General features: G+C 61.9%; 9 protein-coding genes and 1 pseudogene. All 10 read left to right on the top strand.

The features are described from left to right. Positions 1-471, top strand: a pseudogene (locus tag CFB17_RS19270) (hypothetical protein); the annotation flags it as partial. Positions 472-1268: 797 nt separating this feature from the next. Further along, complete coding sequence (locus CFB17_RS15235) at positions 1269-2465, top strand: glycosyltransferase (protein ID WP_207762120.1); 1197 nt, start codon at positions 1269-1271, stop codon at positions 2463-2465. Then, a complete protein-coding gene (locus tag CFB17_RS15230; protein ID WP_088562427.1) occupies positions 2462-3697 on the top strand; it encodes a glycosyltransferase family 4 protein in 1236 nt (411 codons plus the stop codon). Before CFB17_RS15235 ends, CFB17_RS15230 begins: the two co-directional genes overlap by 4 nt. Before the next feature lie 123 nt (positions 3698-3820). Continuing rightward, entirely contained in the window at positions 3821-6100 is a 2280-nt protein-coding gene (locus CFB17_RS15225; protein WP_088562426.1) for a GumC family protein, read from the top strand. Between the two features lie 46 nt (positions 6101-6146). Next, positions 6147-7286, top strand: a complete 1140-nt coding sequence (locus CFB17_RS15220; protein ID WP_165769641.1) for a glycosyltransferase family 4 protein — start codon at positions 6147-6149, stop codon at positions 7284-7286. 1 nt (position 7287) lies between these two features. Further along, positions 7288-8553 carry a polysaccharide pyruvyl transferase family protein gene (locus tag CFB17_RS15215; protein WP_088562424.1) on the top strand — a complete coding sequence of 422 codons (1266 nt, stop codon included), beginning with the start codon at positions 7288-7290 and terminating at the stop codon, positions 8551-8553. Positions 8554-8555: 2 nt separating this feature from the next. Then, positions 8556-9863 carry an outer membrane beta-barrel protein gene (locus tag CFB17_RS15210; RefSeq protein WP_088562423.1) on the top strand — a complete coding sequence of 436 codons (1308 nt, stop codon included), beginning with the start codon at positions 8556-8558 and terminating at the stop codon, positions 9861-9863. Positions 9864-9896: 33 nt separating this feature from the next. After that, positions 9897-10514, top strand: coding sequence for a polysaccharide biosynthesis/export family protein (locus CFB17_RS15205; protein WP_088562422.1), 618 nt, complete (start codon positions 9897-9899; stop codon positions 10512-10514). Between the two features lie 198 nt (positions 10515-10712). After that, positions 10713-12221: a lipopolysaccharide biosynthesis protein gene (locus CFB17_RS15200; protein WP_088562421.1), complete on the top strand. Its 1509-nt coding sequence runs from the start codon at positions 10713-10715 to the stop codon at positions 12219-12221. Between the two features lie 40 nt (positions 12222-12261). Continuing rightward, a complete protein-coding gene (locus tag CFB17_RS15195) occupies positions 12262-13284 on the top strand; it encodes a glycosyltransferase family 8 protein (RefSeq protein ID WP_088562420.1) in 1023 nt (340 codons plus the stop codon). Positions 13285-13296 lie beyond the last annotated feature (12 nt).

Here is a 13296-nt window from a genome sequence, read left to right as displayed (position 1 = left end):
GTCGCCATGTTCGTCCTCCATGAGCAGCACCGGGGCCGCGATCCGGCCCGGAGCATGGCCGAGCGCTTCGTCGCCCGGGCCGAGGCCGCCGCGCGTGAGACGCAGCCCAGGCCCGAGCGTCGCGAGGCCGCACCGCCGGCCGAACCGCGCCAGCCGCCGGGCGACTGGAGCCATTGCGCGGCGATACCCGAGCACCAGGAGGAGGCGGAAGCGCTGGCCCTGGCCGATCTGCGCCGGGTTGAGCGGGACAACCGGGCTGAGTTGAACCGGCTGGCGGACAAGCTGGCGTCCGAGGCCGAGCGGATGGGTACGGGCCTTGGTCCGAACGCGCTGCCCTCGCTTCGCCTTGAGGCGGTGGCGCGTGGTGTGGCGCGGTACTGGCACGAGCGGCCGGCCGAGAGCATGCAGGCGGCGATACGCTTGCAGGGTGCGAGGAAGATCGGCCGCTATGGAACCGGCCCGCCCTCGTGATCCTGCCCGGCAAGGCTCGGACCTCACCCGCGAGCGACAACCCCACCCAACCCGGGTCCAGGGGGCGGTGCCCCCTGGCCGCCGGAGGCATCCCTGCTGTCTCGCAGTGACGAGCCGCTGCCCTCTGGTCGCATGCCTGGGCGGCGAGCGTTGTGAAATGTTGAAAGGCGCGCTTGGCGCTAGTCTGAATTTCCTTGGCGCCGGACTCAGATCAGGAGGCGGAGGACGGAAGCTATGACGGCAAGGCCGAGGATGGTCATGGCCAAAGAGATCGACAACAGAGAGCCTTGACGGGTCCGCCGATGGCGACCATGGCGCCTATCGACGAGCCAATCGGACCAGGCGACATCGGCATGTTCAGGCATGGATGCCGTGGTTTTGACGAAATGGGCTTCGAGTTCGATTAGCGGACGTGAATTGCCGCGATGCAACATGATGCTGTTGACGACTGTCGGCGCCTTGCGGTTGAATGCGTGCGCGAGGGCCGGAAGTGTACGGCTCCTGGATAATTCGCTCGCTAGATCTGTCATCGCTCTACACTCGCTGATAGTGACAGACGCACTACCACAGGTTGAGGATTAAAAATAGGTTATCGCTATCCCGAAAGCCTCTCCAAGCGTTGAATTCACGCATTAGTGACGTATTTGCGCTTGTGGCGCGGAGCAACGCGCCCGGCGGATGAATTTGACAGCGAGCCGCGCGGCGGGCTACGCTAAAAGCTTCGATTTATTTCTTATATTTTTATGTGTATTTTCCCGGCAAGGTTCCTGCCGGCCGTTAGGGATGGGTAGTGCTTGATGAATGAGATCAAGACAGCCTTGGTACATTATTGGCTGACCAAGAATCGCGGTGGCGAGCGCGTCCTGAAGGCTGTCCAGGAAGAATACCCGCAAAGTGACATTTATACGCATGTCCACGACAAAGCGCTGACTGACCAGTTGTTTCCGGGTTCACGCATTGAGGACAGCATGATTGGCAGGCTGCCCCTCGCTAAGAAATATTACCAGTATTACCTTCTTTTCATGCCGTATGCTCTCGAGCAATTCGATTTCAACGACTACGACCTCGTCATCTCGAGCGAGTCGGGGCCAGCCAAGAACATCGTGACGAGCTGGCGAACGTTGCACATTTGTTATTGTCATTCGCCGATGCGCTATGTCTGGAACATGTATTACGACTATGTGCGCAGCAAAGGCTTTTTGACGCGCAAAGTCTTCGAGTTGGGGGCGCATTATCTGCGCGCCGCCGACCGGCTTTCCGCCGACCGGGTCGATCATTTTGTCGCCAACTCTTCGGAGGTGGCGCACAGAATCGAGAAATTCTATCGACGTGAGGCTGAGGTCATTCACCCGCCGGTTGATACGAAGCAGTTTTATGCAGTCGAGCATCCCGAAGATTTCTATTTCTATTGCGGCGAGCTCGTGGCCTACAAGCGCGTCGATCTGGCGGTCGAGGCCTGCAACCGCCTGGGCAAACGCCTGGTCGTCATCGGTGACGGCGAGGAGCGGGCGCGACTGCAGAAAATGGCCGGGCCGACGGTGACTTTCCTTGGCCGCCAGCCGCATGACGTCTTGAGCTGGCATTATGCCAATTGCCGGGCACTATTGTTTCCGGGCGAAGAGGATTTCGGCATCGTACCGATCGAGGTGATGGCCTCGGGGCGGCCGGTGATCGCCTTCGGGCGGGGTGGAGCGTTGGACTACGTGGTGGACGGCAAGACGGGCTACATGTTCGCCGAACAGACGGTCGAATCGATGATACGGGCGATCGGCGAATTTGAGACCACTGGCGTGGCGTTCGACGCTGCGCGGATGATCGACTTCGCGCGGCATTTCGACGTCGAGATCTTCAAGGATCGCTTCTCGACCTTCGTCGAGCGTAAATACGAGGAGCATCGGCGGCGGCTGCACCAGGATGGCCAGCCCACCCGGGCAGCCCGGATCGCGGCGGACATGGATGCGGGTGGTCAAGACGCCACTTCCGGCGTGTCATGACGACGATTTGCGTCATCAACGATCTGGGCCTGCCGCTGGGCGGTCAGACCACCATCGCTCTGGCCACGGCCGAAGGGATGGCCGCGCGCGGCTACAAGGTCGTCTATGTATGCGGCGCCGAGCAGGTGACGCCGATGCTGGCCGAGCGGGGCATTCGCTGCATCAAGCTCGATCAGCAGGAGCTGATCCGCGCCACGGACCGCAAGCGGGCGGCGATCAATGGGATCTGGAACAGCCGCGCCCACGCAACAATCAAATCGTTGATCGCGGAGTTGCCGCCCGAAACGGTTTTTCACGTGCATGGCTGGTCGCGCATTCTTTCGCCCAGCATCTTTGGCGCGCTCCGGCCTGTCATGGACCGGGTCGTCTTGACGATGCACGACCATTTCAGCTTCTGTCCGAATGGTGGCTATTTCAATTTCAAGACAGGCCAGATCTGTACCCTCAAGCCGCTGGGCGTCGCCTGCGCGCTCACCGACTGCGACAGTCGGAACCGTGGCTTCAAGGTCTATCGCTATGTGAAGCACACCGCGGCCCGTGCCCTGGTCGGCTTTCCCCAGACGCTACGCAACTATATCGTCTTCAGCGAGCGCCAGCGCGAACTTTCCCGTCCATTCCTGAATGGCAATGCCCGGTTCTTCGTACTCGAGAATCCCGTGGCGACGGCCCCGGCGGAGCGTATCCCGGCTGAAAGAAACCAGGACATCGTCTTCATAGGCAGGCTCAGTGCCGAAAAGGGTGCTGAGGTCTATGCCAAGGCTTGTGCCCTTTTGGGGGTGCGGCCGCTGATCGTCGGCGACGGCGAGCGTCGTGCCGCCGTGCTGGCCGCCGCGCCGGACGCCGATATTTCGGGTTGGGTCGACAAGGAGGAAGTGGCACGACGTTTCGCGCGGGCGCGAGCCATCGTGTTTCCCTCAGTCTGGCCCGAAACCTTCGGTCTATCGATGTTCGAGGCCGTCAGCCGGGGCATTCCGGCACTTGTCAGCGATGCCGTGCTTATGAAGGACAAGATCCTGGAACTGGGCGGCGGCATGGCTTTCAAGAGCGGTGACCCTGCCGATCTCGCGCGCAAGATGCAGGCGCTAGCCAGCGACGATGCAGTTCGTGCTTTAAGTGTGACCGGATTCGCGAAGTACCGGGAGGCACCTTTCACCAATTCGCGCTATCTGGACGGCCTGACCGATATATACCGCGCATTGGGTAGCAAGCTGCCCGAACGCATTGCCGCCTGAGTCTTGCAAAAGGCGAGGCGGCAGGTCGACGCGAGCGGGGCATTTCGGTAGCGACCGCAGTTTGTTCCGATATTATTTTCGTTGTCGTCCAAGATTACGTCAAATTTTCACTGGATCGTCTTGATGGCAAATCTCCAGCCGTACACGCAGCAAGGTTCCATGACGCTGCCCCGCCCCATACCGGAGGAGCAGGATTTCAAGATCGACCTGCCGGCGGCCTATGGGGCCCTGAAGCGGCACTGGCTCCTGATCTTGTGCCTCACCCTGCTGGGGTTCGTTTTCTCGACGATCTTCGCGCTGACGCGGGACCCGGTCTATACGGCCACGACCCAGATCATGCTCGAACCGCGTCAGATGCAGATCGTGACGCTGGACCGCAGCACGCTGGACACGCTGCCTGTCGACAGCGCTTTCATCGAGACGCAGATGCGGGTCATCCAATCCGATGCGTCGATCGGCAAGGTGGTCGACCAGCTCAACCTCCTGAATAATCCGGTCATCAAGAGCAAGCTCGATCAGCCGCCGCGCTTCTACCAGGCCTGGATCGCGAATCTGCAGAACTATGTCGCGACTGGTCCAAAGATCGTGCAGACGCTGGGCGGGCTAATTATCCCGCCGCCGACGCAGGACCCGCCCGAGACGGCGGAAGCGCGCCGTCAGCGCGTCATCGACATGATCCAGAACGATTTGAATGTCGCTGCAGTCGGCAAGTCCTACTCGGTCAGCGTCGCCTATCCCTCGATCGACAAGCAGCTGGCGATCGACGTGGTTAACGCCGTCTCGAACCGCTATCTGCAGAGCCAGGTCGACGACAAGGTCGCCGAGAGCCTGCGCGCCCAGGTCTGGCTTCAAGGCCGCGTCAATCAGCTCGGCCACGAGCTCGTGGACGCCGAGCAGGAGATCGAGGCCTATCGCGCGAACAACAATCTCTTGCAGCGCAATGACAATACCGGCGCCACGCTGGTCGACCAGCAACTGAACGACCTTAGCCAGCAATTGGCTACCGTCCAGGCCGCCCGCGCCACGGTCGAGGCGGAGATGGTCGAAGTCAATCGCGTCCGCAGCGGCGGCGGGAATTTCTCGGCCCTGACCCAGGTCGTACAGTCGGACCTGATCTCTCGGCTGCGCGAGCGCGAGGCGGACATCGATTCACAGGTCGCCGCCCTGACGCAGAGCCTTGGGCCCAACCATCCACGAGTCAAGGATCTGCAATCGTCCCGGCGCGATCTGGAGCAACAGATCCAGAGTCAGGTCAATCGCATCGTCAATTCGCTGCAGAGTGACCTTACCGTCCAGCGTGATCGCGAGGCGGCCCTGGTAGGCCGCATCAACGAGCTGAAGGCTGAAAGCCGGCGGCAGGAAGATGGCTCCGTCAAGCTGCGTGAGCTCGAGCGCCGCGCCGACGCCAGCCGGACGCTCTACGAGCAGTTCCTCGGCAGGCTGAAGGAAAGCGAGGATCAGGCGACCGTCCTGCAGCCGGATGCGCGCATTCTCGTGCCGGCGGCCCTGCCTTTGTCACCGAGCTCGCTCTCGCGCGCCGTCATCATTATCGCGGGCACCTTCATGTCGGCCCTGCTCGCCAGTGCCCTGGCCTTCGCGCTCAGCACATCCAGCAAGGTGATCGACAGCGCGACGGACATCGAGAGCCGCTTTCATCTGCCGGTGGTGGCCGTCTTTCCGCGGATGTCGCGGCTGGGATCGCGCAACTTCATGTCCGATCTGGAGCGCGGTCGCCGCTTCCCGATCTTCCTGACCGAGTTGCGGCGGCTCTACGTCGCCGCACGGATGAGCAAGCATGATCGAGGCAGTGCGGCAGTGGTGCAGCTGATCTCGAGCAATCCCAAGGAAGGCAAGTCCAGCCTGGCGGCGGCCCTGGCGGCCTTCGCGGTCCGCGCCCAGGAACGGGTCCTCCTTATCGACCTCGACTCGCTGAAGCCCTCGATCGGTCGCCTCTTCGATGCCAGGCTCGACTACGGCATCGAGGACGTAACGGCCGGCCGGGCGACGCTCGACCAGGCGATCACCCGCGTCGACTCGATCGGCATCGATCTCCTGAGCTACAAGCGCCCGAACCACGAGCCCACTTTGTTCCTGCAGTCGCGTGCCTTGGAGGAGCTTAAGGCCCGCGTCGAGCACGAGTATGATCTGGTCATCATCGACAGCTCGCCGCTCCTGGTCGGCAGCGAGCAGCTGATGCTCAGCAACTGGTGCGATCGGCTCTTCTACGTCTTCCGTGCGGGCGTCACGCGCGACCGTGATGCCCAGGAAGGCCTGCGCATGATGCTTGGCTCCAGCATGAGCAAGGTGCTGGCCATCCTGAATTGCGCGCCTCAGCCCAGTGCGCGCCGGGACTATGGGCGCTATGCCGGAACAAAAGGCGGCGGTTTTCCTGTCAGGGCCTGACGGCCCTGCGGAAGACCTCGCTTCGTCACGACAGCTGGGATTAGGAATGGCGGCAGGGGAAAACATGACCAACGACAAGGATCGCATCCTGGTCGTTGCCGTCGACGCGCTTGGCTGGCGCACGCAGCTGGCCTCGCTTGGACCAATCGTCGAGCAGCGTGGGGATATCGAGCTCGACATCCTCAAATACACCTCGCCCCGGCCCCTGCGCATCCTGCTTAAGGATATCTATCCGGGGCCCCTGCATCGGCGGCTCAGTCTGGTCAGCCAGGCGCAGATGGCGGGCTGGGTACTCAAGCAGCCGCTGGCCAGGCAGATGGCGGCACATCGGTACGAAGCGGCCCTGTTTCTTGGCCATTTCACCGCTGCCGCGGCCTTGCCTGCGTCCTTTTCATTGCCCTTTAGCGTCTACGCGGACGTGACCATCGCCCTGGCGCAACGTCGCTTTGGCGCACGCGGCTTTCGCCAAGCCGATCTCGACCTCGAACGGCGAATCTTCGAAAAGGCCCGCCATGTTTTCGGCTCCGGCGAGACAATCGCCCGCTCGATTGTCGAGGATTACGGCATCGATCCCCGGAAGGTTTCGATCTGCCCGCCACTCATTCACTTCGATGGCCTGAATGCGCCGCTGGCGACACAGCCCGGTCAGGACTTGGCTGGCCAAGCGAAGATCGGCTTCATCGGCAACGACTTCAATCGCAAGGGCGGCAACATCCTGGTCGAGGCCTTCGGCCGGCTCGGCGGCGGCTCGACGCTCGAGGTTGTCACCCAGGCCAGCGCGCATCGCGACGACCTGCCGGGCGTCAGTTTCCGCAGCAATGTGCCGCATGCCGAGCTTATGAAGGATTTCCTCCCCTCGCTCGACATTTTCGTTTTGCCCTCGCGCGAGGATCTATCGCCCCTCGTCCTGATCGAGGCTGCGGCCGCCGGCTTGCCCGTCGTGGCCTCGAACGTGGGCGCCATCCCCGATATCGTCCAGGACGAACAGACGGGACTCCTGGTTCCCTCGAACGACGTGCCAGCGCTGACGGCTGCCCTCCGTCGGCTGGTCGACGATCCAGCACTGCGCCGACGCCTCGGGCAGGCGGCCCGTCAGCGGGCCGTGCAATTTTATGACGTGAACCGCAATTCAGAAACGCTCCTGGATCGCATTCTTGCGACAACCACGGTCAAGAAGGTAGCCTGATATGAGATCCGAGGAACATCTGGCCTCCGGCAACGCCCGAGCGATGCCCGCTGCGCCGATGTCCCGCCGTAAGATTGCCATTTGCGGCTTGCCCTACAGCCCGAATCTTGGCGACGGCGTCATCTCCGAATGCCTGGCCCATCTCGTTGCCAAGCTCGAGCCGGGCGCCACGGTCGTGCGGATCGACCTCGCCGGGCGCGAGGATTTCATCGAGCGCGAGCATGGCCGGCAGCTATTTATGTCGGTCGCCCACCGCCTGCCGGCCTTCCTTCGCCAGAATCTCGTCCGCGCGATCTTGACGATCAAGGTGAAACGCAAGCTGGCCCAACGCTGGGCGGAAGAGCTGCGCGGCGTCGATGCCGCCCTGATTGGCGGGGGACAATTGCTCGACGATGTCGACCTGAATTTCCCGATCAAAGTCGAGACGATGGCTTCCTGTCTCGACAAGCTGGCAATCCCGTATACGATCGTCTGTGTTGGGGCCAGCCGGAATTGGTCGCGCGTAGGAAGCGAGCTTTTCAAGCGCGCCTTGACGTCACCGTTCCTGCGCAAGGTCACGGTCAGGGATGCGACATCGATGGATTCACTCACGGCGCAAATCTCGCCGGACAAGCTCCCGGCTTACGGGGTCATTCCAGACCCGGCGATCGTCGCGAACGAGGTCTACGGCCATCGCGCACCTGGCACGACGTCCACCACGATCGGCATCAACGTCGCCGATCCGATCAATCTCGGCTATTCCGGCAGCGTGTCCGAGGGCCTCACGCCCGAAGCTTGGCTCAGCGTCTACGAGGATCTCGTTCAGGCCAGCAGCGAATGTGGTCTAGAGCCCGTGCTCTTCACGAACGGCGCTTTCGAGGACGATGCCTATTGCGCCAAGGTGGCAGCCCATCTTAAGCGCATCGGCCATGACGTTCCCTCCACGGCCCGGCCGACCACGCCAGCGGAAATGGCAGCCCTGATCGCGCCGCACCGATTGGTTATCTCGCCGCGCCTGCATGCGTGCATCGTCGCTGAGGCATTCGGCATTCCAAGCATCGCGCTCGGTCCGGTGCGCAAACTCGAAGCCTTCTATCGAGCGCTGGAAATGCCGTTGCGCCAGCTCAAGCCCGATACCTTCAAGACGAGCGGCACGGGCGAGATCGTCGCGATCATCAAAGGTGCGCTCGCTGCCAACAACGATGCAGCAATGCAATCCGGTCGCGCCCGGGTCGAGCGCGGCATCACCGAACTTCTTGACCTCACCCGCGCCACAACCAAGAATTGAGAATGATCGTTAACACGACGCTTGCTCGCCTTCCTTCGTTCGGGCGCCGCTGCCGCCGCCTCGACCGCGCCTTGCGTCTGTCGGTCGGTAGTGCGCTGGCCATGCTGTCAGCCGCTTCGGTCGCCCAGGCCCAGACCCTGCGGCTGCCCGATCCGGCTAACACCACGGTCGACCAGAACCAGGAGGAGTACCAGCCGCTCGGCATCGTCGCTGGTACTTTCATCATCCTGCCCTCGGTCCGCACAGGTCTGCGCTTCGACGACAACGTCTTTGCGCGCGACCACAACAAGGACGGCGACACCACTTTAATCGTGACGCCGAGCATCACCGCCACCTCGCAGCTTCCCAATCGCTTCATCAGCATGCAAGCCGGTGGCGAGGTCGCGAGGTACGTCGATCAGACCGATAATAATTATACCGATCTCTACGCCCGGGCGTCGGCCATCCAAAACGTCTTCGATCAGGACCGTGTCGGGGCGACGTTCGGCGTTACGCGCTACCATGAGGATCGGACCTCCGCGGATCAGGAAGCCTTCCGCAAGCTTACGACCATCACCGCGACCGGTGGCACCTTGACCTATCACAAAGGGCTGGACCGGCTCTTTCTCGAGGGGACCGGCTCGGCCCAGTATCTGAGTTTCGATAATCCGAGCGAGGATGTCTCGGACCGTAATCGCATCCAGACGCAGGTCGGCGTTCGCGCCGGCTACCAGGTTTCGCCCAACATCGCCGCCTATGGCATCACGACGGTGCGGCGCAACGATTACGACCAATCTGTCAATAACAACGGCGTGAAGCGCAGCTCGACCACCTATTTCGGCGGCGTCGGTACGGACATCGACATCACCGGCCTGCTGTACGGCTCCTTCGATCTGGGTTTCGTCTATCGTGCCTATGACGGCACCGATCTCAATGACGTCACCGGGTTTCAGTCCGATCTCAACCTGACCTGGAATCCGACCGAGCTTACCTCGGTCATCCTGAACGGACGCACGACCCTGCAGGAGACGACGCTTACCGTCGATGACGACACAGCATCGACGGATTCCTACAAACAGTTAGGGCTGACCGTCATCCACGCCTTGCGACCGAACGTTTTCCTAACGGCCACAACTCGCTATATACGTGATGACTATCTGGACACCTCCCGCTCCGATAACACCTTCCAGGCCGGTGTCGGTGCACGCTGGCTTATCAATCGACGCATGTCGTATGACGCCAATTACATGTTTAGTAAGCGACTGACGAATGCCGATGACGCGGATTATGCCCGCAATGTTTTCCTGACCGGGATAACCCTGTCATTTTGACCATCCTTTGGCTGCAACAGAGACGGCAAGACCATGAAGAGCCTCGTTAAAACGCCGCCCGCAACCGGCATGTACCACCCGACGCGTCGCAGCCTCGGACTGATGCTTCTGGGCGCCCTGTCACTCGCGGCCTGCGCAACCCAGGACTACCCGCCCCTGGCCAGCGTGGCGCCTCCGGGCTCGACGCCCGACCAACCCTATACGCTGGGGACGGGCGATCGCATCCGGGTCAACGTCTATGGCTATGACGATCTTTCGGGCGAATATGACATCGATGCCACGGGTGCTTTCCCAATGCCGCTCGTCGGCACGGTCAAGGTCGCGGGCAAGACCCCGTCCGCGATCGAGAGCGAGCTCACCAAGTCGCTCAAGAGCGGTGGCTATCTGACCGATCCCCGCGTCGGCGTCCAGGTCGTGACATACCGTCCCTTCTTCATCCTGGGCGAGGTCAAGACGCCCGGCCGTTATCCCTATGAGAACGGCATGTCGGTGCTGGAAGCCGTAGCGACAGCCGGTGGCTACACCTTCCGCGCGAACGAGAACAAGATCATCGTCCATCGTGGCGGCGCATCGGCTCCAGGTGCACTGGCCCAGCCAACAGATGCAATCCTGCCCGGCGACGTGATCGACGTGCAACAGCGGTTCTTCTAAGCCCTGCATAAAACAGCGCTGACGATGCGCCAGCGTCGTCAGCCTGTCGCTGGATTTGTCGTCCAAAGGCGCGTATCCAGGCCTGACATTCAGTGTCATATTACTTTTTGGAGCCGGGCATTGATTCCCGGCCAGCCGGCTGGCGGAGTGACGAGCACGTAAGTCGCGTGCCAGCAGCGGACTTAAGGAATTTTTCCATTGAGCACGCCGCCTCCCGCTCCGCCGAGCGACGACGTACCCATAGGGACGCTCAAGCATAAGGCGTTCGGTTCGGCGATCTGGACGTTCGTCCGCCTGGGAACGGATCAGGCCTTCAACTTCGTGCTCTTCGCGATCCTGGCGCGGCTGCTGGGGCCCACAGCCTTCGGCGTGTTCGCGCTGGCCTATCTTTACGCCGAGGTCGGCAAGATCATCACGACCGCCGGCCTCATGGATGCACTTATCCGCGAGCCGAAGATCACAGACCGAATACGCGATTCGGTCTTCTGGGCCAATATTGGCTTCGCCACGATCCTGGCCCTGGCCGGATTGGTACTGGCCGATCCGATCGCGCGACTGCTCGAGGTCCCGGCAGTAGCCCCCCTCATCAAGGTGCTGGGTTTCATGCTGCCGATCTCGGCGGCCGGCGCCTCACATATGAGCCTGCGGCTGCGTGAGTTCGGCCACAAGACCGTTGCTTTGCGGTCGATCGTCAGCGGTATCGTCGGTGGCGGCGCTGCCCTTGTTGCCGCCTATCTGGGCTGGGGCGTGTGGGCTTTCGTCGTCCAGCGATTCGTCTTCGAGGTGGTGGGCACCATCCTGGCCTGGCGCGCCTATCCCTGGATTCCGGGACGGCAATTCTCGGCACACCAGCTCAAGGCTCTTTTCGCTTTCAGCTCCAACATGCTCATCACGCAGCTGCTTTTCATGCTGCTGATCCGCGTGCAGGACGTCATCGTCGGCAAGCTCATCGGCTCAGCGGCCGTCGGTATCTACCGCACGGCCTGGAAGATGACCGAGGTGATTGCACAGGGGACCATCCAGCCTTTCTCGACCGTGGCTCTGCCTACCCTCTCACGTCTGCAGAACGATCCGGCCGGCTTCGACGTCGCCTATCGCCGGCTGATCAGCACGGCTGCGATCTTCTCGCTACCGGCCCTGACCGGCTTCGGCCTGGTGGCCGGCGATGCCATCGTCCTCCTGTTCGGCCCGCAATGGACCGCCAGCGTCGACGTGGCGCGCGTCATTTCCTGCATGGCGCTCCCTTTCACGATCGGTTTCTTCACCTCGCCGGCGTTGGCGGCCCTCGGTCGTTCCGCCACGATCTCGAAGCTGGCCCTGGTCCAGGTCGTCCTGACCGTCAGCCTCTCGTTGCTGGCCGCGCCCTATGGCCTCGTTGCCGTGGCCGGCGCCTATGTGGTGCGTGCCTATGTGACGACACCGCTCCAGATGTATGCCCTGCAACGCGTCCAGGGCGTCAGCATGCTCAAGACCTTCAAGAGCATCGCCGCCCCTTTCTTCGCCTCGCTCGTCATGGGCGCGGCGGTCCTGATCATGCAGCTAATACTCCGCGACCGGATCAATTCCCCGCTCCTGTCGCTGGCCGTCATGGTCGGCGTCGCCGCGCTCGTCTACGCCTTGGCCCTCCTGGGCTTTGGCGGCGCCCAGATGCGAGGACAGATCGGCCAGATCAAAGGCTTCCTGCGGCGGAGACCGGCCACCACCTGATAATCACCGCCCCTTCGCCCCTGCAATAAGGATATGTCTCTTGACCACACGCGCGGTAGTCTTCGTTACCGACCGCGGCTTCGTCTTCCCGACGATGGTCGCGGCCTCGCAAGTGCGTGCGCAGGTGACGCCGGACGAAGCTGCGATCATCATCTATTTCATCGATATGGAATTGGCCGAGATCACCGCGCTGGAGCAGGATTTCGCCGCCCGCGGTTTTCAGTTCGTGCGGCTCGACAGCAAGGAATATCTTCGCGACGATACGAGTTTCAACAAGACGCACGTTCCAACATCGACGTTGGGCCGCTTGGCGCTCTACCCCTATCTGCCGAGCAACGCCGAGCACATTGTCTATATCGACGGCGATACGTTCATGGCCGGGGATATCCGCCCTCTCCTGGGCCTGGACGTTCCGCCCGGCATGATTGCCGCCGCCAACGATTCGCCCTGGATCTATGATGGCGACGGCGGTTCCTACTGGGAGGGTACCCGTGCGTATCTGGACGGAATCGGCATCGGTGATTCCCGTGACTATTTCAATGCTGGCGTCCTGGCGTTCCGGCGCGAATCCTGGAAGGACATCGCCGCCGAAGCCCTCGCCTATTTCGTCGAGAACTCGGAACGTTGCCGCTATCATGACCAAAGTGCCCTGAACGCCGTCTGTCGGGGCCGGCGTCTCGTCGTCTCACCTTGCTATAATTTTATCACCGACTACGCCCTGGTCGGCGCGCACAACCTTTGCCAGCCCCGCCTGCTGCATTTCACGGGCGGTATGAAACCTTGGCACTTCTTCGGCTTTCCCTGGTATGATCGTTTCAAGAGCGACTACGAGGCGCATCGTCGATCTTTCCCCTCTCTCGGCGCCTATTTCAAGCCGCTCAGCGCCCAGCAGCACGCTGCGCTCACAAAAGAGCGCAACCGCAACGTACTGACAGCCCGCTACGTCCTGCCCTGGCGTCGTCTCAAGCGCCGCGCGCGTTTCAAGGACTATCAGCAATCCGCCCATTTCGATTTACCGGCCACCGCGTCCGAGTCGGATTTGACATTACAAACTGCCCTATAAACGCGAGAGCTC

This window comes from Arboricoccus pini (assembly GCF_900187945.1).
GTDB lineage: Bacteria > Pseudomonadota > Alphaproteobacteria > Geminicoccales > Geminicoccaceae > Arboricoccus > Arboricoccus pini.
This window is presented reverse-complemented; position numbering and strand designations above follow the sequence as displayed.